The organism is uncultured Sulfuricurvum sp., assembly GCF_937936435.1.
In the GTDB taxonomy this organism is placed as follows: Bacteria; Campylobacterota; Campylobacteria; order Campylobacterales; family Sulfurimonadaceae; genus Sulfuricurvum.
Genome location: NZ_CALDDG010000047.1, coordinates 1 through 26,055, shown reverse-complemented (window position 1 = coordinate 26,055; position 26,055 = coordinate 1). Strand labels below are relative to the sequence as shown.

Annotated in this window: 22 protein-coding genes; 11 read left to right on the top strand and 11 right to left on the bottom strand. The window is 46.2% G+C overall.

Features of this window, described 5'->3' with window-relative positions:
* The first annotated feature begins 25 nt into the window (after positions 1–25).
* The 6 genes from Q0389_RS05735 to Q0389_RS05710 all read left to right on the top strand — a co-directional run bounded on the left by Q0389_RS05735 (position 26) and on the right by Q0389_RS05710 (position 5,738).
* Positions 26–574: an adenine phosphoribosyltransferase gene (locus tag Q0389_RS05735; protein WP_298692586.1), complete on the top strand. Its 549-nt coding sequence runs from the start codon at positions 26–28 to the stop codon at positions 572–574.
* Positions 574–1,773 (top strand): tryptophan synthase subunit beta, encoded by a 1,200-nt coding sequence (gene trpB / locus Q0389_RS05730; protein ID WP_298692584.1) that lies wholly within the window; start codon positions 574–576, stop codon positions 1,771–1,773. The genes Q0389_RS05735 and trpB overlap by 1 nt, the downstream gene beginning before the upstream one ends.
* Before the next feature lie 84 nt (positions 1,774–1,857).
* Positions 1,858–2,451 (top strand): DedA family protein, encoded by a 594-nt coding sequence (locus Q0389_RS05725; protein ID WP_298692582.1) that lies wholly within the window; start codon positions 1,858–1,860, stop codon positions 2,449–2,451.
* Complete coding sequence (locus Q0389_RS05720; protein WP_298692580.1) at positions 2,432–3,868, top strand: leucyl aminopeptidase; 1,437 nt, start codon at positions 2,432–2,434, stop codon at positions 3,866–3,868. Before Q0389_RS05725 ends, Q0389_RS05720 begins: the two co-directional genes overlap by 20 nt.
* Positions 3,869–3,985: 117 nt before the next feature.
* Positions 3,986–5,086 (top strand): redox-regulated ATPase YchF, encoded by a 1,101-nt coding sequence (ychF, locus tag Q0389_RS05715; RefSeq protein ID WP_298692578.1) that lies wholly within the window; start codon positions 3,986–3,988, stop codon positions 5,084–5,086.
* 49 nt (positions 5,087–5,135) lie between these two features.
* A complete protein-coding gene (locus Q0389_RS05710; RefSeq protein WP_298692576.1) occupies positions 5,136–5,738 on the top strand; it encodes a hypothetical protein in 603 nt (200 codons plus the stop codon).
* Here Q0389_RS05710 and Q0389_RS05705 read toward each other — a convergent pair.
* Genes Q0389_RS05705 through Q0389_RS05695 form a run of 3 tightly spaced genes read right to left on the bottom strand, consistent with a single transcriptional unit; the run spans position 5,728 to position 8,479 of the window.
* Positions 5,728–6,549 (bottom strand): phosphatidylserine decarboxylase, encoded by an 822-nt coding sequence (locus Q0389_RS05705; protein ID WP_298692573.1) that lies wholly within the window; start codon positions 6,547–6,549, stop codon positions 5,728–5,730. The two genes, Q0389_RS05710 and Q0389_RS05705, sit on opposite strands and share 11 nt — an antisense overlap.
* A 6-nt stretch (positions 6,550–6,555) precedes the next feature.
* Complete coding sequence (gene truD / locus Q0389_RS05700) at positions 6,556–7,647, bottom strand: tRNA pseudouridine(13) synthase TruD (RefSeq protein ID WP_298692571.1); 1,092 nt, start codon at positions 7,645–7,647, stop codon at positions 6,556–6,558.
* 7 nt (positions 7,648–7,654) lie between these two features.
* Positions 7,655–8,479 carry a thiamine-phosphate kinase gene (locus tag Q0389_RS05695; protein WP_298692568.1) on the bottom strand — a complete coding sequence of 275 codons (825 nt, stop codon included), beginning with the start codon at positions 8,477–8,479 and terminating at the stop codon, positions 7,655–7,657.
* Positions 8,480–8,634: 155 nt separating this feature from the next.
* Here Q0389_RS05695 and Q0389_RS05690 point away from each other — a divergent pair, with 155 nt between their 5' ends.
* From Q0389_RS05690 to Q0389_RS05670, 5 genes are all read left to right on the top strand, one after another.
* Positions 8,635–9,819: a hypothetical protein gene (locus Q0389_RS05690; RefSeq protein ID WP_298692566.1), complete on the top strand. Its 1,185-nt coding sequence runs from the start codon at positions 8,635–8,637 to the stop codon at positions 9,817–9,819.
* Positions 9,820–9,996: 177 nt separating this feature from the next.
* The gene (locus Q0389_RS05685) at positions 9,997–11,709 is read left to right on the top strand and encodes an FAD-dependent oxidoreductase (RefSeq protein ID WP_298692564.1); all 1,713 of its coding nucleotides are present in this window, start codon (positions 9,997–9,999) and stop codon (positions 11,707–11,709) included.
* 10 nt (positions 11,710–11,719) lie between these two features.
* The gene (sdhB, locus tag Q0389_RS05680; protein WP_298692561.1) at positions 11,720–12,697 is read left to right on the top strand and encodes a succinate dehydrogenase/fumarate reductase iron-sulfur subunit; all 978 of its coding nucleotides are present in this window, start codon (positions 11,720–11,722) and stop codon (positions 12,695–12,697) included.
* 10 nt (positions 12,698–12,707) lie between these two features.
* Positions 12,708–13,592: a CoB--CoM heterodisulfide reductase iron-sulfur subunit B family protein gene (locus Q0389_RS05675; protein ID WP_298692559.1), complete on the top strand. Its 885-nt coding sequence runs from the start codon at positions 12,708–12,710 to the stop codon at positions 13,590–13,592.
* Positions 13,593–13,737: 145 nt separating this feature from the next.
* A complete protein-coding gene (locus Q0389_RS05670) occupies positions 13,738–15,144 on the top strand; it encodes a chloride channel protein (protein ID WP_298692557.1) in 1,407 nt (468 codons plus the stop codon).
* A 5-nt stretch (positions 15,145–15,149) separates the two neighbouring features.
* Here Q0389_RS05670 and Q0389_RS05665 read toward each other — a convergent pair whose 3' ends face one another.
* From Q0389_RS05665 to Q0389_RS05630, 8 genes are all read right to left on the bottom strand, one after another.
* A complete protein-coding gene (locus Q0389_RS05665; protein WP_298692555.1) occupies positions 15,150–16,001 on the bottom strand; it encodes a TraB/GumN family protein in 852 nt (283 codons plus the stop codon).
* Positions 16,002–16,009: 8 nt separating this feature from the next.
* Entirely contained in the window at positions 16,010–16,540 is a 531-nt protein-coding gene (mog, locus tag Q0389_RS05660) for a molybdopterin adenylyltransferase (protein WP_298692553.1), read from the bottom strand.
* Positions 16,537–17,052 (bottom strand): pimelyl-ACP methyl ester esterase BioV, encoded by a 516-nt coding sequence (gene bioV, locus Q0389_RS05655; RefSeq protein ID WP_298692550.1) that lies wholly within the window; start codon positions 17,050–17,052, stop codon positions 16,537–16,539. Before bioV ends, mog begins: the two co-directional genes overlap by 4 nt.
* Positions 17,039–18,700 carry an AAA family ATPase gene (locus tag Q0389_RS05650; protein ID WP_298692548.1) on the bottom strand — a complete coding sequence of 554 codons (1,662 nt, stop codon included), beginning with the start codon at positions 18,698–18,700 and terminating at the stop codon, positions 17,039–17,041. The genes bioV and Q0389_RS05650 overlap by 14 nt, the downstream gene beginning before the upstream one ends.
* A complete protein-coding gene (gene mtaB, locus Q0389_RS05645; RefSeq protein WP_298692545.1) occupies positions 18,675–19,919 on the bottom strand; it encodes a tRNA (N(6)-L-threonylcarbamoyladenosine(37)-C(2))-methylthiotransferase MtaB in 1,245 nt (414 codons plus the stop codon). Before mtaB ends, Q0389_RS05650 begins: the two co-directional genes overlap by 26 nt.
* On the bottom strand, positions 19,916–21,526 hold the full coding sequence (locus tag Q0389_RS05640) for a mechanosensitive ion channel domain-containing protein (protein WP_298692544.1): 1,611 nt from the start codon (positions 21,524–21,526) through the stop codon (positions 19,916–19,918). Before Q0389_RS05640 ends, mtaB begins: the two co-directional genes overlap by 4 nt.
* Positions 21,523–22,578 (bottom strand): 3-dehydroquinate synthase, encoded by a 1,056-nt coding sequence (gene aroB, locus Q0389_RS05635; protein WP_298692542.1) that lies wholly within the window; start codon positions 22,576–22,578, stop codon positions 21,523–21,525. Before aroB ends, Q0389_RS05640 begins: the two co-directional genes overlap by 4 nt.
* 87 nt (positions 22,579–22,665) lie before the next feature.
* The gene (locus Q0389_RS05630; protein ID WP_298692540.1) at positions 22,666–24,072 is read right to left on the bottom strand and encodes a TrkA C-terminal domain-containing protein; all 1,407 of its coding nucleotides are present in this window, start codon (positions 24,070–24,072) and stop codon (positions 22,666–22,668) included.
* Positions 24,073–26,055: the final 1,983 nt, after the last annotated feature.

Sequence of the window (26,055 nt, the reverse complement as noted above, 5' to 3'; positions counted from 1 at the left end):
CTAAGATATTTTGCAAAGGATTCTCATGACATTATCGATACAAGACAAAGCTGTTTTGATCAATGCGATACGTGATATTCCCGATTTTCCCAAACCGGGCATCATTTTTAAAGACATTACAACCCTCCTGGCCGATAAAGATGCATTCAAAGTCTTAATGAATCATTTGGCTGAGCGTTACAGCGGCTATAATCTCACCCATATTGCGGGAATCGATGCGAGAGGATTTATCTTCGGAGCGGCTTTGGCTCAAATGCTCGGTGTCGGATTCGTCCCTATCCGCAAAAAGGGAAAACTTCCCTACACAACCGTATCGGAAAAATACTCGCTCGAATACGGTGTCGATGAAGTGGAAATTCATATCGACGCCTTTTCGGGAGTCGAATCGCCTCGTGTGCTGCTGATGGACGATTTGATCGCCACCGGAGGAACCGCCTATGCTGCCGCTAATCTGATCAACAAAGTGGGTGCAGAGTGTGTCGAAGCCTGCTTTGTCATGGGGCTTGACTTTTTAAGCGGTCAATCCAAACTGCGCGATCTTGTCGAAGTATATACCGTTATTGGAGTCGATTGATGTATATCCCTAAGCCTTCTAAATTCGATCCCGTCGACGGTCATTTCGGAATTTTCGGAGGGCGCTACGTCCCTGAAACACTTATGCCTGCACTTTTAGAGTTGGAAGAGGCCTATAAAGAGATCCGATGCGACGAAACCTTTTGGAAAGAGGTAGACGGCTATCTTCGTGATTATGTCGGACGTCCGAGCCCTTTGTATTATGCGGAAAACCTCTCTAGCGAACTCGGGGCGAAAATCTACCTGAAACGCGAAGACCTGAACCATACCGGAGCTCATAAAGTCAACAATGTTATCGCACAGGGGCTAATGGCAAAACGCCTAGGGAAAAAGAAAGTCATCGCCGAAACAGGAGCAGGTCAGCACGGCGTCGCCACTGCTACGATCGCGGCATTGCTGGGATTGGAATGTGAGATTTTCATGGGTGCCAAAGATGTCGCCCGTCAGGAACTCAACGTCTTTCGGATGAAACTCCTCGGAGCCAAAGTCCATGCGGTTGAGAGTGGAAGCAAAACTCTCAAAGACGCGATGAACGATGCGATTCGCCACTGGGTCACCCACGCACGCGATACTTTCTATATTATCGGTACCGTTGCCGGACCGCACCCTTATCCGATGATGGTACGCGATTTTCAGGCAATTATCGGGTGTGAAGCCCGTGCTCAGATTCTCGAAAAAGAGAACCGTCTTCCTGATTACGTCATCGCCTGTATCGGCGGCGGCTCCAATGCAATCGGTACGTTTCAGCATTTTTTAGAGGACAAAGAGGTCCGCTGCATCGGGATCGAGGCAGGTGGCTTGGGAGTCGATACCGATAAACACGGCTGTTCGCTTCTCCATGGACGTCCCGGAGTGTTGCACGGTCAGATGAGCTACCTCCTCCAAGACGAAGACGGTCAAATTCTCGAAGCCCACTCGATCTCCGCAGGATTGGATTACCCGGGAATCGGACCGGAACATGCCTTTCACAAAGATAACGATACGGTCAGTTATGATAATATCACCGATGCCGAAGCATTGGACGCCTTTGTATGGTTAAGCCGCCGTGAGGGAATTATTCCTGCCTTTGAAAGTTCACATGCCGTCGCCTATTTGAAAAAGATGCCTGACATCAAAGACAAACTGGTTATCGTGACCCTCTCCGGCCGAGGAGACAAAGATATGATCCAGGCCAAAGAGATGTTGAACTTTGATGAATAATTTTCCCCTCAGCTGAGGGATAAGAGCATAATGAGGGGAAAAAGTTTGCCTTTTTCCTATTAAAATACTACTCCAAGGGGATTCGTGGAACAACTTTTTATCGAATGGCTGAAAGAATACGGCTATATAGTCCTCTTTGTCTGGAGTATTTTAGAAGGTGAAATGGGGTTGATTATGGCGGGAATTTTCTCCCATACGGGAGATATGTCGCTAAGTATCTCGATTTTCGTTGCTGGAGTCGGCGGTTTCGTAGGAGATCAGATCTATTTTTATATCGGACGGTTCAATAAAAGATATATCCACGAAAAACTCCGTTCCCAACGCCGAAAATTCGCAATCGCCCATTTGCTGTTGAAAAAATACGGCTGGCCGATTATTTTCATTCAGCGTTATATGTACGGCATGCGTACCGTCATCCCGATGGCGATCGGCCTTACCAAATATTCGGCACGCCAATTCGCTTTTATCAATCTTATCAGCGCATGGTTTTGGGCGGCACTGACGATCATTCCTGCGTATTACTACGGAGAAGAAATTTTGTCGCTCCTCAGATGGATCAAAGCGCACTGGTTTTTTGCCATCCCGCTGATTATCCTCGTGGTTTGGGGTATTATTCATAATATGAACCGCTTAGAAAAAAAACTTTTGGAGAAACGCCGTGAACGTCAAACTTATTAATCAACCCTTGGAAACGATCGCCGCCGATCTGACTTTGGAATTTATCAACGCCAACGAATTGGAATCTCACCCACATTCCGCTCTTTTAGCCCAAGCGGGATTTAAAGCGGAAAACGAGCAACTTTGTGCCCTGCATGAGCACCGCATCCTCGTTTGCGGTATCGATAAAGAAGCATCGAACGAACTCTACCGAAGTGCTATGGCATCAGCTCTCAAGGCGGCTATGAACTACTCGTATGCATCACTTAAACTTTCCCAATACTCCGCTGAACATTTTGCCGCCCTGATCGAAGGTGCCGTATTGGGAAGCTATAAATTCGATGCTTACAAATCCGAACCGAAACCCTCCTCTTTGACGGAAGTGATATTTTCGACCGAAAATCATGACAAAACCGTCAATGATGCCGATACACTTGAATCCATACTGACTCAAACGCTTATCATCGCAAAAGCGACCAATTTCGTCCGTGACATCGTCAATCAAACCCCATATGACATGACACCGCAGGGGATTGCGGTTACTGCCGAGACTCTGGCCGATAAGAACGGATTGGAATGTACCATTTTGGATGTTAACGGACTGGAAGATGAGAAGATGTTTGCTATGCTCAGCGTCGGACGCGCATCTATCAACCCTCCCCGCCTGATCCATCTCGCTTACAAACCCGCCAAGGCGAAAAAAGTGATCACTCTCGTCGGTAAAGGTCTCACCTACGACAGCGGCGGTCTCAGCCTTAAAGCCGCGGCATCGATGGTAACGATGAAAATGGATAAAGCCGGAGCCTGCGCCGTTATGGGGATCATCAAAGCGGTAAGCGAGCTAAAACTCGATATCGAAGTGCACGCTTTCGTCGGAGCGGTCGAAAACATGATCGGCGGCAACGCCTACAAACCTGACGACGTCCTCCGTGCCAAAAACGGCAAGACGATCGAAGTGCGCAATACCGATGCGGAGGGGCGCTTAGTCCTCGCCGACGTTCTCGGCTATGCACAGGCAAACGTCAATGCCGATTACATCTTCGATTACGCCACTTTAACAGGTGCGTGTATGGTCGCTCTCGGGCCGTATACCACAGGTGTTATGGGACATAACGAAACACTCAAACAAGAATGGGTCGATGCAGCGAAACAAAGCGGAGAGTACTGCGGTATTTTACCGTTCAACCGCCATCTCAAAAAACTGATCAAAAGCGACCTCGCCGATGTGTGCAATGTCTCATCCAAACCATACGGCGGGGCGATTACGGCTGCCCTCTTCCTTGACAACTTCATCGATGAAAATATGAAAGAAAAATGGGTCCATTTCGACATCGCAGGCTCCGCCTACACCGAGAGTGCATGGGATGTCCACACCTACGGCGGCACGGGTGCAGGTGTACGTATGACCCTCAATTGGCTCATGGAGCACTGCCAATAACTTCTTTTCCTTTCCCGATCTAATCGGGAAAACCCTCTCTCAGTCCCCACTCAACAACACTGTATTATAATTGCGCCAATACTTTATCGCATCGAAACACTATTAAGGAAACACTTCATGGGCTTATCAATCGGACTCGTAGGATTACCGAACGTCGGAAAATCGACTACCTTTAACGCACTCACCAAAGCACAAAATGCCGAAGCGGCAAACTATCCGTTCTGTACAATCGAACCGAACAAAGCGACCGTTCCGGTACCCGATATCCGTTTGAACGAACTGGCAAAAATTGTCAATCCTGAGCGTATCCAACACTCGACTCTTGATTTCGTAGACATTGCAGGACTTGTAAAAGGTGCCAGCAAAGGTGAAGGATTGGGGAACAAATTCCTCTCCAACATCCGCGAAACCGAAGTCATCTTACAGATCGTCCGTTGTTTCGAAGACGACAACATCGTCCATACCGAAGGGCGTATCGATCCTCTTTCGGATGTCGAAATTATCGAAAACGAACTGATCTTCGCCGACATCGAAGTGTTGACCAACCGTATCGAGCGTCTCAAAAAACAGGCGAAAAATGAAAAAGATGCGGCGGCAATGATGGCGTTTGCCGAAGAGTTAGCGGAGTATTTGGCGGAGGGAAATCTTGCGCGCAACTTCCCGAAAGCCGATTCCGAAATGTATGAAAAACTGATCAACGAAGTGCGTCTGCTCAGTGCCAAAGAGATCATGTACGGTGCAAACGTCGATGAAGACGGCCTTAGCGAAGATAACGAATACGTTCAGCGTCTCCGCGAACACGCTGCCAAACACGGATGCGAAGTGATCAAACTCTGCGCAAAAATCGAAGAAGAACTCGTCGGTATGGAAGATGACGAGCGTGATGAATTCCTACGCGATATGGGCGTCGAAGAATCAGGCCTAGAGCAAATCATCCGTAAAGGGTTCGATAAACTTGGACTCATGAGCTATTTCACCGCCGGGGTCAAAGAGGTTCGCGCTTGGACAATCCACAAAAACACGACCGCTCCGAAAGCGGCCGCCGTCATCCACAACGACTTTGAAAAAGGGTTTATCCGCGCCGAAGTGATCGGGTATGAAGACTTCATCGCCTGCGGAGGCGAAGCCAAATCGAAAGAGGCGGGAAAAATGCGTTTGGAAGGAAAAGAATATATTGTGCAAGACGGTGATATCATGCACTTCCGTTTTAATGTATAATCATTAAAACGGTTGCCATAAGTGCACCATAATAAGACAGGAGTAAGGTATGTCTCTTAAATATGCGGGTCCAAAACCGTTAATCTCAGCTCATGGGGTTGAATTTGATTTAAATAAAGAAGACAAATACATCTATCTCAGCATCGTAGCCGAGCTTATTTTAGCCTTGGATCATGAATATATTGATGATCAGAAATACACCTATATGACTGCCAAAAAACCGCTCGATTGCGACTATGTCTTAGAAATGATCCGAAAATATGATCCCTCTTTGGATCAAGAAATCGAAAATCGCCGCAAGATCGAAGAAGATGAAATTGCCGAAGAACTCCGAAGAGCTCACGAAAATAAAGTCTTGTGCGAAGAGGAAAAAGAAGTATTAGTCAAAAATATTGAGCTGATGCGCAGCTATCTTATCACCCGCTCGCTCAATAAAACGGTTTATTACAGCGGGATCGCTTCATTGGCGCATATCATCAAAAGAGGGCATATCGATCGCATCATCGCCCCGATGTTTCCGAAATTCAATCACGTATTTCACTCGATACAGGGGGGATTGCTAAAACTCCATCCGCCGATCGACAGTTGTATCGATATCTACGAACACGACGGCCATCTCAGTGTCGAACTGGCAATACTCTTTAAAAAGTAAGCCGTCCGATCGTTTGGGCAAATGATACCTTGTGCCCGGTTGAAATACCGAATTCTGCCATCTCTTGTTCGCACAGCATAACAATCGTCGATCCCATCATGAAACATCCAAAATCATCCCCCTTACTGAGATACAGATCCCGATAACTGTACTGTGAGGGGTTCAAAGCATTACTGTTTGTCTGAATCCGCGGTTCAAAACTCACTACCATTTTCCCGACATTCAAGGCTCCGACAAGGATCATAAAAAACCGTTTCCCCTCTCCGCTTAAACACTCCAGAACTACCCTTTCGTTTTCAATAAACAAATTGACCTGTTTTTTCAATGACGGAATATTTACCGGATAGAGTTTACCCGGAATATGAACGGCATGCAAAACCTGCATATCGATCGGAGCGTGGTAACGATGATAATCGCGCGGTGAGAGATAAAAATTGACAAAAGTTCCGTTATGGATACTTTTTTTGGCATCGTCACTGATCCCCTCCCCCAATACTTCATCGACACTGTATCGCATCCCTTTGATTTGCAATGCCGTATCGTCTTCGATTTTTCCACACTCGGTAATCAATGAATCACACGGGCTAATCATATCTTTCGGATCGGATGAAAATGAACGCTTATGCCGAAATTTCCGTGTAAAAAGCGCATTTAGTGTCGGATAAGTATCCGGAGCGTCAAACTCGCTCATATCCAGTCCCATCATCCGTACATAACTGCGGTTAATAATGTTTTGGAAATATTTTTTGTGCTCTTTTGAGGCGAAACGGCCGAATGCCTGAGACATTGCGGATGTAATGTGTTGATTCATAAAAGGTTACTCCTGAGTTTCATCGGTTTGAATTGGACGTTTGGCGATCTCTTCGATCAAAACGGTGGCATAGCATCCTTTGGGAAGGGTAAAATGGATCTCAAACCATGCATCGTTTTCTTTATATTCCCCTTCGATCTCTTCGGGAAATATCCATCCGTATCGGCGTGCCCCGTCGATGCCGCTGCTGATCGCGTCAAACTCTTTTTCAAGCTCACCTGCCACTCCGACGGCCCGGGTTGCACGTTTTCCGCTCAAAAGCCCGCTGACCGAAATATCCCGTTTTGAAAAACGTTCAACTTCTTCGGCACTTTCGTAATGGAACAGTTTTCCGTAAGGATAATGCATCATCACATCCCCGTGAATCAATTTAAAAGGGTGTGTTTGTTTTTTCATCGCTTCAACTTCTTCTTTGGGAAACGACAGAACCCGCTCCAACTCGTCCAAAGCGAATCCTTCCACCAATTTAGAAATCTCGATACGTCGGCTCAACCAACTGTTAAACAAAAAGCTCTGATATGCATTCACATAAAACTGGGAGAGTTTTTTGTTACGTTCTTTGAACGTTCCGGCCAAAATAGCCTCCCCTTTTTTATAGTTTTCGCCGTCAAGTCCAAACCGCTGAAATCCGAAATAGTTCGGCATTCCCTGTTTTTTGATCATTTTAATGGCTTCTGCTATCTTCTTTGCCGATGTCGGGTTTACTTTTTTGAGACGGATGAAAAAACGGTTTCCTTTGAGGTGACCGACACGAATTTTGTTGTTATGATACGTTTTATCGAGGATTTTAATCCCCTCGTGTTCAAAGTTTTCTAAAACCGATTCGTATTTACGGGGCAGAGAAATATATTGTTTGGTCTGGGCATTTTTATCTTTAAGCCCGGCATAACCGATGTCCCTCCCTTTGATCCCCAAGTGGTTGCTCAGAATATCCACCATTTGCCATGTAGAGAGATTTTTTTTGCGAACATGCAGTACAAGATGTTCTCCCTCTCCGCTAAAAGGGTAAAGCGGTATTTCATCGACGACAAAATCTCGCGGAGATTGACGAAAATGAAATTCGATCGGACTGTGAGGCAAATAATACTGGCGTTCCATGAAACTCCTAAAAATGGTGTGCTTTACAGCAATGGGTATATTTTCCGCGTACGACCTGTGCCACAGGCACTATCGGTGTCCGCGTCAACGCTCCGAGGCGTCGTATCGTTTTTAGATTGCGTGGAGAAAAAGCGATCAGCATCTCATACTCTTCGCCGCTGCAACCGACATTTTTTGCTATTTTTCGACTAAAGCGCACTCCGATACGATTACTGTCGCACAGTTTACCGATATCGCTAAAAAGTCCGTCAGAGATATCCATACCGCCTCGTAAATGACGATATGCACGACGAATAAAAGAGTGACGAAGTATCGGAGTCGCAAAACGGCTTTTTGTATGAACCTGTCCCCCGCTCAGCAGATAACGCAGTTCCTTCCCCGATTTGCCTATAACGCCGGTATAGGCGATAATATCACCCTCTTTAATCCCCGTTCGCAACAGCGGCTTGGACGTTTCGGAGACAATCGTGACGGAAATATCTATTTTCGAATTTCCGATCGTATCTCCGCCGATAATCTCGATACCGTACTCCAGTGCGGCAGAACGTATCCCCCGCGAGAGTTCATCCATCTGATGAAAACTCATCGATTTCGGCATTGCGATTCCTAAAAGAGCATATTTCGGAACCGCATTCATGGCCACAGCATCGGAAATATTCACAATCATCGCTTTATAGCCGATTTGGTATGGGGTAAGCCATGTGCGTTTAAAATGGACGTTTTCGTAGAACAGATCTTTACTGTAAACATAATGACCCAAGTATGCACCGTCATCGCCGATAGGGGTTCGCAGCGAACGAAAAGAGTCAATAAAATGATTTTCCGCGTTCACTCCGGCACTCCGTTGGTCTCCAAGTTAAGGATAATATTATAAACGAAATGAGTTTATGAAACCGTTAAATAGGTTTTTTTGGACTCTTTATGATAAAATCTATCCCATCACAACATAGATAATCATTTTTTTGCAGAGAGGAGAGATTCATCGCCATGCTTATTTCAATACGAAAAGTCTTTTTTAATCTGAAAGTCGGGTTGTTGATTCTCGGAATCGGTTTGAGCGTTTTAGCAGCTCAGCTGTTCCAAATATCCCAATATTCAGATCGCTTGGCGGCATTAAAAAATCAGCATTTACTGATCGAAAAAATTGTCACCACTGATTTAAACGATCCGAAAATGGCAGCTATTCTAATTAACGGTGCCGTTGCCGAAATCGCCCTTTCTGTTAAACTTTCGGGTGAAGAAGCATTTTTCGATTCTTTCGTTGCTTCAAACGAAGAACAAGCTTCCTTATTGCGTTCGCTTAAAGTATCTTCGGAAGGATTTTGTGACAATGCCCTGATATGGTCTGCGGCACAACTCTCCGGCCGTGAAGCGGGACATACGCGGATGATGAACGCACGAAGTGCCTATTTGTCCGATATCGGTCATATGATGGACTATCAAATTCATATTATCAACCAATCTATTTCAACCGCCAAAATGACGACCATCATCATTTTTTGTATCGGCTTGGCCCTTTTTCTCCTTTATCGCTATAGACTTAATCAAATTTACCGTGATATTGATCTCGTATGTTCCGTCGATATCGACGGTGAAAAGAAATCGGTCGCTACCCAAGAAATCGATTTCGTATTTAAACGTCTGTTGCGAAAATCATCTCAAGTGGCCGTTAGTCCAAACCTGATTAATCCCAAAAGCGGACTCAACAATGAGAAAGGGCTTATGAGCTCTTTTAGCAGTAAAAAATCGGGGAATACCGTTTTCTTGGCACTCTTCGAAATCGATCACTATATCTCGTTGGTTAATACCCTTCCCCCAGAAGATATCAACGGAATCTACAAAAAACTCGGCGATATGATTTCAATGTACGAACAGCCTTTTGACGTATTGGGGCACATGGATGACGACCGTCTCGTTTTTTTAATTTCCCGTAACACGAAACAACTCGCGGTTGAAGAGTGTGAAAAAATTATTCAATCGGTCGAAGAATCCAATTTTTCGACCTCTAAAGGGCTGATAAAAATCACCCTTAGTGTCGGTTTTTTACTCAAACCTCCATCAAAAGCAATCGATGCGGCCGTTCAGGAAGCGTTGCAACTCGTTAAAAAAGCACAAGAAGGCGGCGGCAACCGGATAGCCCAATTGCGTGAACGCAGCGATTCTTTTCGTTAATCAACCCCTTTATCTGTAACTTTTTAACCCATTATGAGTAAAATTTACTCATAATTTGTTACTATTTTGGACAACATCCACTACTTTCTCCCACGATCCACCACTATAATCCTTTTTAATCTTGCCCAAGGAGTCACGCGCTATAATCTCCACAGATTTTATCAACAAGGAAGGCGTATGAGTATTCCCATTTATACTTATGATGCGGTGATCGTCGGAGCTGGTTTAGCCGGATGTGCTGCAGCCCGCGAATTGCAAAAAGCCGGCAAAAAAGTTGCCGTCGTCACAAAACTACACCCGTTGCGCAGTCACTCCGGTGCTGCACAAGGAGGAATCAACGCTGCATTTAGCGAAGCCGACAGTGTCGAGTTACACGAATTCGATACCGTAAAAGGTTCCGATTACCTTGCGGATCAGGATGTTGTTCAGTTTATGTGCGAAAAAGCGCCGGAAACGATTCGCTGGGTTGAGCGGATGGGTGCCGCATTCAGCCGTAACGAAGACGGTACGATCGCTCAACGCCCGTTCGGAGGCCAATCTTCACCGCGTGCCTGTTTTGCCAAAGACCGCACGGGGCTTACCCTTCTTCAAACCATTTATGAACAAGCTTTCCGTGAGGGTGTCGAGTTTTGGGACGAGTGGTATGTCGCCGATTTGTTGTATAACGAAGGGAAAGTATACGGTGTAAGCGCCTATAACATCCGTAATTCTGAAAAAGCGATTTTCAATGCCAAAGCGGTTATGTTCGCAACCGGCGGATACGCCCGCGCATTCAAAATCAACTCAAACGCTCATGCAAATACAGGTGACGGTCTTTCACTCGTAGCGCGTCACGGTCTTCCGTTGGAAGATATGGAATTCGTACAATTCCACCCGTCAGGACTTTCAGGAAACGGTGTTTTGATCTCCGAAGCGGCACGTGGTGAGGGTGGAAAACTTCTGAACTCACTCGGTGAGCGCTTTATGGAAAAATACGCACCGAATGCAATGGAACTCGCATCACGCGACGTTGTTGCCCGTGCGATCATCCAAGAGATCCGCGAAGGGCGCGGTGTCGGTCCTCGTAAAGATGCCGTTTACATCGACCTTGTCCATTTGGGCAAAGAGAAGATCATGGAACGCCTTCCTGAACTTCGCGATCTTGCGATCACCTTCCTCGGACTTGACATGATTAAAGAACCGATTTTGATCTCGGCAACCGCACACTACTCTATGGGCGGTATTCCGATGGACAAACACGGTCACGTTCGCAAAAACAATACTGAATTTGTCGAAGGGTTCTACGCCGCAGGCGAGTGTTCATGTTCATCTGTTCACGGGGCAAACCGTCTCGGTGCCAACTCGGTTCTCGAAGCACTCTTATTCGGGCGATTCGTCGGAAAAACGATGGTAGATGAAGTCGACAGTATCGAACTGCACAAAGCTACCGCTGCGGATGCAAAACGTATGGTCAATGAGATGGAGTGGGTTCTTACCAATAACGGTCAGGAGTCGGTCTCCGTTCTTCGCGAAGAATTGCAACAATCGATGACCGATAATGCCGGTGTATTCCGCAGTGCCGAAACATTAAGCGCGCAAATGGAAATTCTAAAAGGTCTGCGTGCACGTTATAAAAATATCCGTATCGCCGATAAATCGAAAATCTTCAATACGGAGCTTCAAGAGGCGATCGAATTCGGCCATATGCTCGATTATTCCCTCTTTATCGTTGCCAGTGCATTGAATCGCCAAGAGAGCCGAGGTGCTCACTTCCGTGAAGACTTCCCGACACGCGACGATGAGAAGTTCTTGAAACACACCATGGCCTACATGGATGAAAACGGCAACATTAATCTTGATTATATGGACGTGACCCTCGGACGCCATGAAATCAAAGCACGATCATACTAAGGAAGAGACTATGGATACGATAAAATCGCAACAAATTACGTTTAAAGTTTTTCGTTTCAACGAAGAGACCGATTACCTTCCTTACTATAATACCTACACTCTTGATGTAACACATGAAGAGGTTGTCCTCGACATCCTCAACCGCATCAAATGGGATCATGACGGAAGCCTTTCTTACCGCCGGAGCTGCCGCCACGGTATCTGCGGCGTTTGTGCCATCAAAGCGAACGGAAAAGGGATATTGGCATGTAAAACCCGTTTGTTTGATCTGGTAGAAACATTCGGAAACGAAATCACGATTGAGCCGCTTAGTACCAAACGGGTGATTAAAGACCTTATCATTGACAAAAAAGATTTCTGGGATAAACATACGGCAGTCAAACCGTATCTCGTCAGCGATATCGAAGAACACCCGGCACAAGAGCACCTCGTAAGCCCGCACAATGCCGAGAAACTTCTCGAAGCCGATTACTGCATCCAATGCGGTGCCTGTCATTACTCATGCCCTGCCCTTGAAGTGAATGAAGAGTTCTTCGGTCCGGCAGCCTTTGCCGCAGCATACCGTTTTGCTGCCGACGTACGCGACGATGCTGCATTAGAACGTCTGCATGTCGTCAATCAAGAGGCTCAAGGTGTTTGGGACTGTGTCAAATGTATGGAGTGTGCGGAGGTTTGTCCGAAAGAGGTCAATCCTATCGAAAAGATCACCAAACTGCATAATATGGTATTTGAAGCGGGTATCGCAAAAAACAATGTGGCAACACGCCATGCCGTCGGATTCGCACATTCGATCGAAAAACATGGCCTTCTCGATGAAGGTGAGCTCGTACGATATTCCGAGGGGAATATCGGTGTGCTCAAACATGTCCCTGTCGCTCTTAAAATGTTTGCCAAAGGTAAAATCGTATTGCCATGGAATATGCCGAAAGCCGATAAATTAGATGAGATCAAGAAACTAATCAAATCTTCATCAACAGTAAAGTTTTAGGGAGTACCCAATGGAAAAATTAAAATATGCACTTTTTACCGGCTGTACCGCAAAAGAGAGTACGCCCGAGCAGATGATGTCGACTTTGGCCGTTGCAAAAAAATTGGGCATCGAGCTGGTAGAACTCACCGAAGCGTCATGCTGCGGTGCTTCACACCTACAAGATTATGATGACTTTTTATCTTTGGTTTTAAATGCACGTAACATCGCATATGCCGAAAAACACGGATTGACGATGGTTACCATCTGTAATACGTGTCAGCTCAACACGGCTATGACCAAACACCGTCTTGATCACAATGCAGAGTTAAAAGCGCAAGTAAACGCAAAACTCGCAGAAGTCGGTTTGGAGTACAAAGGCACTTCGCAAATCACTCATTTCTTATATGCTATTATCGATGATTTCGGTTTGGATAAAATCAAAGAGATGGTAGTGACACCGTTGAGCCAATTCAATATTGCCCCTTTCTACGGATGTCACAATATCCGCCCTTCAGAGCTTCAAAACGAAACGCATAAAAGTCCTGAAAATGCCTATTCACCTACCTCTCTCGATGATCTTATCATTGCCTGCGGCGGTGTCAATGTCGATTACGCCGAGAAAAACAAATGCTGCGGTTTTCATGCAGAGCTTCAGGCACCTCGTACCGCTGCGATCCTAACCGGTAACGCCGTAGCCGGTGCAATGGATGCCAATGCGGACTGGATGGTCACTCCGTGCCCTCTCTGTCACCTTAAACTCGATACCCAAACGCATCATGCTTCTGTTGCTATCGGTCGTGAAGTCTCACTCCCTGTCCTGCATATGCAGCAAATGGTCGGTCTGGCACTTGGGTGCACTCCTGCCGAACTTGGTCTTAACCACCACGTTACCAAAGTCAATTTCGTCTCTTAAATCACTTTTTCTCCTTTCTGGAGAAAAGCAGGTTTCTTCGTCTTTCTCTTTCATTTTAATCGAACTCATTTTTTTTGAACTCGTGTCTGTCAATTTACCCTAGTGGGCTATAATCAAAAAACCCCTTCCCCTTAAAGACTAATTTGTGAAAAAACATATTACCGAACAGACCGTCATCTTTTTCAGTGTTTCCAAATGGTTGATTCTCTCCTCCGCAACCGGTATTATGATCGGTTTTTTGATGTCTATTTTTATCAAAACACTTCACGCCGCACAAGACGCACGAGGCCTTCTCCCCTTTGCTTTTTACTTTACCCTCCCCTTCGCTCTAATGCTAACGGTCTGGATCGTCCGGACTTTTGAGCGAAACGCTACCGGGCACGGCACCGAGAAGGTGATCGAGGCCATTCATAAACAAGACGGTTATATCAATGTAAAAGTAGTCCCGATCAAACTGATTGCCACCGTTTTGACCATTTTTTCAGGAGGATCTGTCGGAAAAGAAGGCCCAGGGGCGCAGATAGGAGCAGGTGCGGCATCGTTTGTGGCGACTTTGTTAAAATTTTCCAAACAGGATCGTAAAAAACTGGTGATCTGCGGAATCAGTGCCGGATTTGCCTCGGTATTCGGCACACCGATTGCCGGTGCCATTTTCGGAATCGAGGTCTTGATCATCGGTGTCATTATGTACGATGTCCTTCTCCCCTCTTTCATCGCAGGTTTTGCCGCTTTTACGACGGCTCAGTTTTTTGGAATCGAATACGCGTATTACGATATCAATTTTTACCGTTCGTTCCATCTGGATTTGACCCTCATCTCCCAAGTCATCGTTGCCGGTATCTTTTTCGGAATGGTATCGGACGCTTTCATCACGACGGTCAATCAGATCGAAACCTGGATACGTTCTATCCCCTACAACCGCTATTTGAAAGCTTTCGTTGCCGGCTTGATCATGATTGCCGTATCGCTGCTCGTATCCGAAAAATATCTGGGGCTCGGGCTCACTACGATCACCAACTGCCTTGATCCTAAAGCGCTCCTCTCCGAAAACGTCCATTGGTACGATTTTATTCTCAAAACCCTCTTTACCTCTATCACACTGGGTGCAGGAGGGAGCGGAGGGGTCATTACCCCGATCTTTTATGTCGGGGCTACCAGCGGCGTCGCTTTCGGCCATTTTATCGGAGATCATATCGCTCTGTTCGCCGCACTCGGCTTTGTCAGCGTCCTCGCGGGGACGACCAATGCCCCTATCGCCTCCATCATCATGGCCGTCGAACTTTTCGGTGTCCATATGGCTAACTATGCCGCACTAAGCGTGGTCATCGCTTTTCTGATCACCGGACACCGAAGCGTCTTCCAGTCTCAAAAAATCGCCTTGAAAAAGGCGGACAATATTACGATCGGAGAGGGGAGCGACATCCAGCACACACCGATCAGCATAAATATGAAAGACATCAATAAAGTGAGAAATCTCCCGAGCAGACTCCGCTATAAACGGTTTATCTGGGAGGCAAAGAAGAGCGAAAAAGAGGAAAATGATCCAGTATAACCCTACTAAAGCGGCTCGATGCGGTACCCCATCTTCCGAAACCGTTCCAACAGTCCATCGGATCCCAGCAAATGCATCGTTCCCACAAGGACGAACCCAATTTTCCCCTCATCCATCATCGAACGTAATTTCGGCATCCATGCATCATTACGATCTTTTAAGATCAACCGGTACATCTTCGGAGATTCTTCCAGCATCTGATTCACCATTTCATCTTCCAGCCGTTTGGTTTTCCCCTCTCTCCAATCCCTCACCATCCACGCCATGGTCTCATTCAATTCCCGCATGTCGCGGAGGGTCTGTTCCACCAAAACATCCTCTTCCCCTTTTCCGATTTCGGAAATGATCGCGAGCTGTTCTTCAACCGACTCCAGATATTTTTGCGGTTTGTGATCCTTGAGTGCACGCTGTGCATAAAAAATATCTACGCCGTTTTGGTCGATTCCCATCTTCCCAAGCGTTGTTTGGGTCAGTGTCATCATCAGTGCCCACGGCTGCATATACTCATAAAGGGCATTAGAATACCCCTCAGAAGCGAGATAATCGCTCAATTTACGATAGGTTTGGGGAGTAAGGAACTGAGATAATGTCTGCTCCGGCGGTAAAAGCATCTTTTTAGCCAACATCATTCCAAACGTTCGGCTTTGAGAAAGGGCTATATCCGTCTCGAACACCACAAAGTCCGATTGTGCATATGCCTTATCGAACTCTTCAGGCAAAGGGTAATCGGAGCCTCGAAGGACATGGATTGTTCCGCCCAAAAACAGTGTGTGGTGGGCGTCACTGACTTTCCAGACACTGGATTGCGCAAATAGGGTGGTTGCGACAAAAAGTATATAGAAGATGACCCTTGCCATAATAGACCTTATTGTTTCGGTCGAAACGCTTTGATAACCTCTTCGTTACACTCCAGATACGGCCCCTCGATCAGATCGATACAATACGGTACCGCAGGGAATACGGCATCCAGACATTCACGAATCGATTTGGGTTTGCCCGGCAGATTGATAATCAGGCTATTTCCCCGAATCCCCGCAGTCTGACGCGAAAGGATCGCCGTCGGAACGTATTTGAGACTCACTTGACGCATCAACTCACCGAAGCCCGGCATCATCTTCTCGCAGACGTTTTCGGTCGCTTCAGGGGTCACGTCGCGCTTCGCGGGGCCCGTTCCCCCCGTCGTAACGACAAGACAACACCCTTCCTGATCGCACAGTTCTATCATTGTTGATTCGATCATCCCTTGCTCGTCGGGTATGCAGCGATAGACAATCTCATGCTCCGATTTCAGATACGCTTTCATCGTATCCTGGATCGCAACACCGGATATATCCTCATAAATTCCCGCACTCGCACGATCTGATGCGGTGATTACTCCGATTTTGATAGGTTTCATAAACACTCCTGTAAAAAATGGTTGGCTTTTTTGATCGATGTGACAGTCGCATGGGGGATGAAAAACGTTCGTGATCCTTCGACGTCAATAATGCGGTCTTCCAGCCCCAGATACACCTCGATACGAATCCCTTTGGATCGGATCGTCTCCATCAAGGTATCCGTCCATACAAAAGAGAGCAATTCATTAAGCTGATCTAACGTATCTCCCCCCGTAGAGATTGCCTGCACAACACATGGAGCAAAACACCCTTCCAAAAATTTTTGGATGTACCCTTCGGGATCTTTAGTATAGCCCCCGATCTGAAGTCGTTTGAAAGACTCTTTCTTTGTCTGAAAAAAAGCGGGTGAAAAGAGTTGAAGCGTATCGATTCGTTCTCGCGATTCGGCGGCATACCGCGCCGCTTTTATCGCACCGTAGCTGAATCCCGCTATGGTATAGTCGCTTTGCTTTAAAAACTCGTCGAAAAAATGCAGATCATTCAGCAGAGCGAAACCGCTATAAAACTTCATTCATCGTCGCCTTCGCGAGAGATTTCGAGATTTGCTCATACTCATCTAAAATCGCTTCGAATTTTGTCACGATTTTCTCGTGTCTCTCCAGTAATCCGTTTATCTCGTTATAAAGGCGATCGGTTATTTTAGCTTCATCATCCACCGAAGGCTGAATCGAATTGCCCATTCCATATTCATACACCATGGCATGAACCAACTCTTTTGCCACGACTAAATCGTGCGAAGCGTTACTGGCATGTTCTCCGAATCGCAGATGCGAAGAGGCGATACCCGCCAGATGGACGCGAATATGGGCTTCGATCTCGTGACGAAGCTGAGGCTCGGCCGTCGGAGGGGTGATCGAATCGTTACTCAGAGAGATTTTTTCATACGGCAGATCGAACCATGTCGCCGCAAATACTTTTCCTGCCTGATAACGCACCTGATAACGGCGTTGTTCATCGGTGAGCATCGTAATTTTCTTTTTGCCAAACATTACCTTGTCTTTTACCGCCAAAAAGTGCTCTAAACGCACTTGAATCTCGTTTTGGCGCAAACACAGTAAAGCCGCTTCGTTCACAAGTGCCGCCAACGCCGCACCGTTAAACCCGACCGTCATTTTTGCCACATCGCTTATAGAAAGGTCTGAGGGAATTTGACGAAGATATTTCTGCAAGATCGCTTCGCGTTCGCTCGCGGTCGGAAGTTCTACGAAAATACGGCGGTCGAACCGCCCCGCGCGTAACAATGCGCTGTCCATCACATCGATGTTATTGGTTGCGGCAATGACAACGATTCCGCTGGTATCTTCAAAACCGTCCATCTCGGTCAGGAGCTGATTGAGAGTCCCTTCCCGTTCATCATTGCGTTCACCACCCCGTTTTTTGCCGACCGCATCGATCTCATCGATAAAAATGATCGCCGGGGCATTTTTTTTGGCAGCCGAAAAAAGTTCGCTGACCCGTTTGGCCCCCATACCGACGTAAATTTGAACGAACGATGCGCCGCTTTGGTAAAAAAACGGTACATCCGCTTCGGCGGCTACTGCTTTGGCGATCATCGTTTTACCCACCCCCGGAGGTCCTACAAGCAATACGCCGCGCGGCATACGCGCCCCGAAACTGTAGTAGCGTTTCGGATTGCGCAGAAAATCGATGATCTCTTCGAGTTCCTCTTTGACATCCCCGATACCGCCGATATCGCTGAATCGAACCGTAGATTTCACCGCATTGATCGTCGTCGAAGGAGCTTCCGTTTCTGCCTGCACTTTCACGGCGGGGGCTTCAGGTGGAAGATCGTCTTCAAACCCGAGTTTGCTCTTCCATGCCCAATACCCGGCACCGCCGATGATGATGAAAAAGAGGAAAAACCATCCCCATCCCGAACTGCTTTTTGCCTCGATTGCCAAATGTGCCGTCAATTCCGGAGAGAGCTGTGACGAAGCGATTTTAACAACCCCTTCTTCTTTCGTCGAAAGATAGGTATAGCCGTTGTCCACAAACGCTTTTTCGACTTTATTCGTATCAATCAGTTGAGACGCCTGTTCCAGCGTAACCGTCTGCGTACTGTCACGCAATAGGGCATACAGAAGCAATAGGAGTACAATCACCCCCGATGCAAGGAGAATGAGCTGATTACGGTTAAAATTTCGCCATGGTATATTCATTGTGTACCTCATAGTGCTCAAGTGTGATCCAATCACCGCATAGATCTTCCGTATGTTCGATCAGGACTTTATTGTAAAATTGATCATATCCCGTATACAGACCGTTTTCACCCGATTCGACCAGAACTTCCAATGCTACCCGATGTTCCTCTCGAAATCTACGGTTGTTTGCATCGATCAAAGCGTTTAATTCCGCCATCCGTTGCGCCGAAACATTGCCGTTGACTTCCGGTTTCATCGTCGCGCTCGGTGTTCCATCGCGTTTGGAATAGGTAAAGGGGTGGATATGGGTCAAATGAAGCTGACGAAGATTTTGCATCGCTTCATCCCATAATGTATCCGTCTCCCCCGGATGACCGACGATAAAATCGGTCCCCAAGGCAAACCCTTTTGCATGGAGCATACCGAAAAGTTCCATATCGTTTGCAATACGGTTGCGGCGGTTCATAATCCGAAGCATGGCATCCGAGCTGTGTTGAATCGCGATATGAAGATGACGTTCCAACCACGGTTCATCGAGGATTTCACGAAAGGCATCGTTGATCTGGATAGGTTCGAGCGATCCCACCCGGATACGGCGTACTCCGCGGATCAATGCCATTTTTTGCATCAAAGCCGCAATGTTCCGCCCTTCCCCTTGCCCGTAGCTTCCGACATTGGTACCGGTAAGGACGAACTCCCCGAAACCGTTGGAGGCCAGACGGGAGACCTGTTCGAGTATTTTTGCTTCATCCATACTGCGTGCGTCTCCCCGAACATAGGGGATGATGCAGTAGCTGCAGCGAAAATTGCATCCTTCCTGGATTTTGATAAATGCACGTGATTTTCCGACAAATTCATCGACGATGGCATCATCGATATAATCCAAATCGCCGATCTGATAAAAACGCTCCACGTTCCCTAAAAGGGTGTTGACTTTCATCTTCTCCGACTGGCCGAAGACACCCTGCACTTTCCCTGTACTGAAGAGACTTTCCCCTTTCGTATGGGCACCGCATCCGGTTAAAAAGACTTTTTTGGATTGTTTTTCGATCTGGTTGATGTAGCCTCGTACGCTGACATCGGCTCCGTTGGTCACGGTACAGGAGTTGACGATCACGATATCCGCATCGGCTTCGCTTTCGGTCACTTCATAATCGTGCAACGCACTCATCATCACCTGCGAATCGAAAACGTTAGTACGGCATCCGAAGGTTTTGAAATAGACTTTCGGCTTCATATCTCTTCCATCGGAGGAGGCATTTTCTGAGGAATCCGCCCGGTATATAGCGTTTGAGTCGGATAGGCGATCGTGATATCTTCTTCGGCATTGAACGCATCGACTATCTCAGCTGATATCGTACTGCGCAGCGTCAATGTCGCATAGGCATTGGTCAAGTACCAACTACTCACTTTAATTCCGTTCGGCTCAATAAAGGTAAAAATACGCGGTTCGACGTTCGTATTCTTCAAGCTGTAGCGATCACGCAATTTGTTAAGCTGTTTTCGGGTGATGTCGGTGTAACCTTTCGAGTATTTTCGACATATCTCTTTGGTGAGATGAGCCGCTTTTTTATGATTCGAATCAAACGTAATCATGATATCGATACCGTCCCACACCGTTTTGAGCGAACCGTGCGTATAGTTGGCGATCATCGAGGTAAAAATGTAGTTATTCGGTACAAAGATGATCCGCCCGCCCCGTCGGTTTCTCTCCACGGTCGTCAACGTGACGTCTTCCAAAAGGGTAATACGTTGCAAAGAAATATCCAAAACATCTCCCAGATAGATCATCCCGTCTTTTTCGATCCGCAAACGGTCTCCGACATGAATCGCTCCTCCGACAACGATAACCAGCCAGCCTAAAATACTCATAAACCAGTCGCGCATTGCGATTGCAAGACCGGCAGATGCGAATCCCAATACCGTGGCAAGATAACCGACGTTATCGATATAGCTGAACAAAACAATTAGAATAATCAACGTCACATTGATAAAGGTTACGATTTTATTCGCCGTATAAAACCGCTCGTTATCGGTAATATAGCGTTTAATGACCCGTTTGAACAAAAATGCGATAACAAACAATGCAATAACAATGAACAAGAGGTTCGAAAGCTTGTAAATCTGATCTTTGATCTCTTTGTTGATTTTTGCCTCGGTCGATTCGATCCGTTTTTCATATACGTCGGCTGTAGAGATCAACGTATCGAGGGCGAGTTTGAATTTCTCAACCTGTAGCAGCGTGGCTTCGAGTTCTACTTCATAGTCGGTATTCGGATTGAGCCGGATAATGTCTTTGTAAAGGGCGACTTGACGTTCTAAGAGTGAGATAAGTTCTTGAAGTTCTTCTTCGCGCAGAACGTAGTCTTTGTATTGATTGTTAAGCCGTTTGATGTATGAAAGTCCGGTGACGATCTCAAAGGGGTTGGTGATAACGGGAAGTTCTCCCGCTTCGTCGGGTTTGAGCAATGAGACAAACGGGGAAGTCCCTTGGGCTTTGAGCAATTCAACCTGATCGGTTAATATTTTTTCTTTTGCCTGTAACGCTTCGGTCTCAAGCTTTCGCTCGATACTCGGTGCATGATTTTGCAACTGATCGATACGCGATTTGACGTCACGGAGACTTTTACGCGCTTCCTGATATGCCATGTAGGAGTTATAACTTTTGATCCAGATACTATTATCGCGGGCAAGCTCTTTTTGAATTTTAGAGAGTTCTTCTTGAACACTTCGCAATTCGCTTTCACGCGCATCCGTCTGTTCCTGAGGGGTATCTTCCGGTTTCGGTGCGCCGTGCAAAGAGACGGCAAGAACAAATGCAAGCAGTACGGCGTAAAATTTCACGCATTTCTCCGATCAAATTTCGACAACACTTTTTTCACCGTCTGCGCATCGACCGTGTCGGTAATCTCTACCCCACCGATTCCACGCGGCAGGATAAACGTAATAGCGCTGTCGGCACTTTTTTTGTCCAGAAAAAATGCCTGATAAAAGCTCTCTACATCTTCGATGGGATAACTCAGAGGAAGATCGTACCGTTCCAACACTTTTTGAACACGCAGAGCATCGTTTGCACTCATCAACCCAACTTCACAGGCAAGTTCATTCGCCATAACCATACCGATGGCAACACTTTCACCGTGCAAGTAAGTTGTGTACTCTGTTTCGTTTTCGATAACATGTCCAAACGTATGCCCATAATTGAGCGCAGCGCGCAGCCCCTGCTCTTTTTCGTCCTGTTCTACGACTCCGGCTTTGGTTTCAACCGCTTTTTGGATCGCGATTTGAAGGTTCTCACCTTCCCGAAGATCGTTGTTTTCCAGCCACTCAAAAAACGATGCGTTGAATGTCACCGCCATCTTAACGATTTCCGCCACCCCTGCGCCGAATTCGCGTGAAGGGAGCGTATGAAGAAACGAAGGATCGATATAGACGGCACGGGGTTGATGAAACGCACCGATCAAGTTTTTGCCGAAACGGTTGTTTACCCCGGTTTTCCCTCCGACGCTTGCATCGACCTGACTGAGTAGCGTCGTCGGAATTTGGATGAAATCGATCCCTCTGTTATACAAGCTGGCCGCAAAACCGCCCATATCACCGATGATTCCTCCACCAAAAGCGATCAACTGCGATTTTCGGTTCAGTCTGTGATCGAACATACGATCCAAAACCGATTCGATTGTCTGAAGGGTTTTGTACTGTTCGCCGTCCGGAACCGTGATGATGTACACTTCTTTGGCACTCAATCGCGAAAGCAGGGTTTTCAAATGCAGCCCGGCAATCTTCGGGTTTGTCAAAACAGCGACCTTTCCCTCAACCTTTATCTCCGGCAACGGCCCGATATGGATGGGATAAGAATCGTCGATAATACGTTTTAGATTGATCGAAATAGTCATGAAAAAGCCTGATAGTTCTGAATTGGTACGTAATGGGGTATATGATACAAGAATGTGACTTAAAAATCTGTGAAAACGTTCAGCAGACTATATCTGCGTCGGGATAAAAAGCTGATGGAATCGGGAAAGTTCGCGATATACAACCTCAGGATCGGTAGAGAAAAATACGTCTAAAGGACCCATAAACATTTTGTCGGTGAACGGTAAAATATGGAGAAAATTTTCCCTCTCCCGCAATTTTCGAATCGGATTGACCTCTTGTTCGGAGACATGAATCGACTTCGAAAAAATAGCGGAGAGATTATTAAAATGTTCGATCGCTTTTTGCTTGTGGTTCCCCTCTTCGTGGACATAATTGATCAACTCGAGGTTAAACCCAAATTGTGAAGAAACGTCAAAAATAGTTGTTGAAATATTTTCAATATGCCCTTCTTCACTGAGGATGACGACACTTTCTTTAATGGATGAAAATGAACGATCCGCCAATTTGAGTACCGGAACGTTTCCCGCATACAGTTTTTTGCGTATCGCTTTGGAGCAAAATGCTTTGTGTGAAACCAAAAACAGTCCGATATAGTATTTTTTGATATCAGAAAGAATAATCCCCTCATCGGGCTCAATATCGTAACAGATATCAATCGTCACATTCCCTTCCGCCGAAGCTTTTATCATCCGCAAAGCATCGATATTTCCGGGATTGATTACCTTGATGATCAACGGCTGGCGAAGCTTTTTTTGGATATTGATACTGCGACGGACAAGCCCCATAATCGATGAAGGTTTTTCAATCGCCATATCGATATAAAGATACAACCGGCTACCGAACGGTGCGGGGAATTGTCCGAGCTCACGTTTGATCGCACGGTAGATAGAACGAAGTACCGAGGGCTCACCCACTAAAACCAAGGTGTCATTAGGCTGTATCATCTTATTATCCGAAGGGATAATGAGCTGCCGATTGCGATAGATGGCGGCGATTTTCCAGTTTTTCTGCTCAATCGAACCGATATGGCGATATACGAAGGAACTGCCGAACGGAACCAAAACCTCCATGATCTCTCCCGATCCCAAACCGATATTTTTGGCCAAAACGGGAATATTCGGCAAATAATCGATCAGATTCGCCGCAATTAATTCTTGCATATTGACCCATTCAATGTCGTCTTCGGGACTCACGGAATTCCAAATATCCAATGCAATGATGCGGATAGAGGGCTTATACATCCGGATATTTTTGATCGTTTGATCAAGATCGATCTGATTTTCCATCACCAATACGACCTGCCAGAAATCCATTTTCAGCAGATTGGAAATTTTGTAAAAACTGGTCGGATCGAATTGAAAAAATTTATATCGTGCGGGATTATACCCCTCAAAGCGGTTCTCTTCAGTATGAACGACATAATAAAGATTTTCACTGGTGTAAGTGCCGATCACACGTTCGATATAGTGTTTCCCGATCGCACCGTCACTCACGATTAAAATTTTTTTCATTTATCTGCTTTTTTGGCTGAATATGGACGAGATTGTACCACATTTGAGACTACAGCTTGAAAATGGGAATTAATGCGTGTGACAATGTTTTTTTTGATGAATCTATGATACACTTCTCCCTACCGCCACGTTTAACTTATTAGGAGCAGGAATGCAGCTTGATGCAAAAAAGTTTTTTTTAGCTTTTTTCTTTTTTCTCGCGACACTCATAGTTCTGGGTTATCTCTATTTCGACCGTGAACAAAAGCAGATCAACCAAACCATCAATAATTCACTGGAACGCTCCGTCGAAGCAGCCTCATTGATCGTCGGAGACCGCTATCATGAAAAGGTACTCGCATCACCTCCGAGCGAAATCGAAGATGCCGATACGATCAAGACCCTTACGGCTCTCGCCCATGCAGAAGGGGTAGAATATATCTATACATTGGTTTTAGATCCGCAGGGAAACCTTCGTTTTACCTCCAGCAGTGCCCGGAACAGCGAACTCTCTACGGGGAAGAATCTCACCCGTTTTTTTGATGTCTATACTCCGAATACAGAAATGGAACGTGCTTTAAAAACGAACAAAATCGTTTGGGATATGAAAGAGAGAGCCGATCAATGGGGTAAGTTTCGAAGTGTTTTCGTCCCGCATACGACACCTTCCGGAAAACGCTATATCGTCGGTGCCGACATCGAAGTCGGGTCGATTCAAAAGCTCTCCAATGCCGCTGCTTTTAAGTCGATCGCCATGTCGCTGGTCATGTTTATCGGAGCTTTGCCGTTTTTACTCATGTACCGTAACAGGCTCCGCCAAACCGCCGATCTTTTACGTGAAGAGGTCGAATACGCAACCGATGAACTGCGTGAAGTGAATGAAATTTTAGAGACCAAGGTCGAAGAGAAAACGAAAGAGTTGATCTCTCAAAGTTTCAAAGACGTTTTGACGGGTCTTCCCAACCGTCATCGTCTTCAATACGATATGGATCGTACCCCATACAGCGCATTGATTATCTTGAATATGCACAATTTTAGAGAGATCAATGATTTTTTCGGCATTAAAATCGGAGACGATCTGCTGCGGCAAATGGGGCATTGGCTCGAAACGCTCGGGCTCAATCCCTATCGCTTAAGCGGAGACGAATTTGCCCTTTTGATTGAAACCAAACAAACCGATCAAGAACTCGAAACCTTATGCATGCACCTGATACATCGCCTGATCGATCATCCGTTCAACGTTGCGGAAGAGAGCGTTTCACTCAATGTAACGATCGGTATCGATGCAGGTCCCAATCTTTCGCTTGCCCACGCGGATATCGCTTTGCATCAGGCAAAAGAGAATAGCCGCCATTTCGCATTTTATAACAGCCATAATATGGTAGAAGAGCAATATCAAGCCAACATCGCACTCACGTCGACTATCCACAAAGCACTGAATGCCGGTCGAATTATTTGCTATTATCAGCCGATCATCTCTATGCAAACCGGACGGATCGAAAAATATGAGACACTGGTCCGGATGATCGACGAAAAGGCTAATATCATCCCTCCTCTCGATTTTTTGAAAACGGCTCAACGGACCCGCCTGTATCCGCAAATTACCAAAACGGTGATTGCACAAGCGTGCGAAACGTTCAAAAATCGGAGCGAAGAATTTTCAATCAACCTCTCTATCCGCGATATTTTGGATTCGGCAACGGTCCGTTTTATCGAAGAAACCATTGTTTCGACCGATACGGCGCACCACATCGTCTTTGAAATTTTGGAATCGGAAGGGATTGAAAATTTTGACGCCGTGCTAAACTTTACACAACGGATGAAACATCTCGGAGCAAAAATTGCCGTAGACGATTTTGGAACGGGTTACTCCAGTCTGGAAAATATTCTCAAACTCAATGTCGACTATATCAAAATCGACGGCTCGTTAATCCGTAATATTGCTCACGATCCGAAACAAGATCGGAAGAGCGTCGTGTAGGGAAAGAGTGTAGATCTCGGTGG

Coding starts and splice junctions, on each gene's coding strand:
- Q0389_RS05735 (WP_298692586.1), top strand. CDS start 26: ATGACATTATCGATACAAGACAAAGCTGTTTTGATCAATGCGATACGT.
- trpB (WP_298692584.1), top strand. CDS start 574: ATGTATATCCCTAAGCCTTCTAAATTCGATCCCGTCGACGGTCATTTC.
- ychF (WP_298692578.1), top strand. CDS start 3,986: ATGGGCTTATCAATCGGACTCGTAGGATTACCGAACGTCGGAAAATCG.
- Q0389_RS05710 (WP_298692576.1), top strand. CDS start 5,136: ATGTCTCTTAAATATGCGGGTCCAAAACCGTTAATCTCAGCTCATGGG.
- Q0389_RS05705 (WP_298692573.1), bottom strand. CDS start 6,549: ATGAATCAACACATTACATCCGCAATGTCTCAGGCATTCGGCCGTTTC.
- truD (WP_298692571.1), bottom strand. CDS start 7,647: ATGGAACGCCAGTATTATTTGCCTCACAGTCCGATCGAATTTCATTTT.
- Q0389_RS05690 (WP_298692566.1), top strand. CDS start 8,635: ATGCTTATTTCAATACGAAAAGTCTTTTTTAATCTGAAAGTCGGGTTG.
- Q0389_RS05685 (WP_298692564.1), top strand. CDS start 9,997: ATGAGTATTCCCATTTATACTTATGATGCGGTGATCGTCGGAGCTGGT.
- sdhB (WP_298692561.1), top strand. CDS start 11,720: ATGGATACGATAAAATCGCAACAAATTACGTTTAAAGTTTTTCGTTTC.
- Q0389_RS05675 (WP_298692559.1), top strand. CDS start 12,708: ATGGAAAAATTAAAATATGCACTTTTTACCGGCTGTACCGCAAAAGAG.
- Q0389_RS05665 (WP_298692555.1), bottom strand. CDS start 16,001: ATGGCAAGGGTCATCTTCTATATACTTTTTGTCGCAACCACCCTATTT.
- mog (WP_298692553.1), bottom strand. CDS start 16,540: ATGAAACCTATCAAAATCGGAGTAATCACCGCATCAGATCGTGCGAGT.
- bioV (WP_298692550.1), bottom strand. CDS start 17,052: ATGAAGTTTTATAGCGGTTTCGCTCTGCTGAATGATCTGCATTTTTTC.
- Q0389_RS05650 (WP_298692548.1), bottom strand. CDS start 18,700: ATGAATATACCATGGCGAAATTTTAACCGTAATCAGCTCATTCTCCTT.
- mtaB (WP_298692545.1), bottom strand. CDS start 19,919: ATGAAGCCGAAAGTCTATTTCAAAACCTTCGGATGCCGTACTAACGTT.
- aroB (WP_298692542.1), bottom strand. CDS start 22,578: ATGACTATTTCGATCAATCTAAAACGTATTATCGACGATTCTTATCCC.
- Q0389_RS05630 (WP_298692540.1), bottom strand. CDS start 24,072: ATGAAAAAAATTTTAATCGTGAGTGACGGTGCGATCGGGAAACACTAT.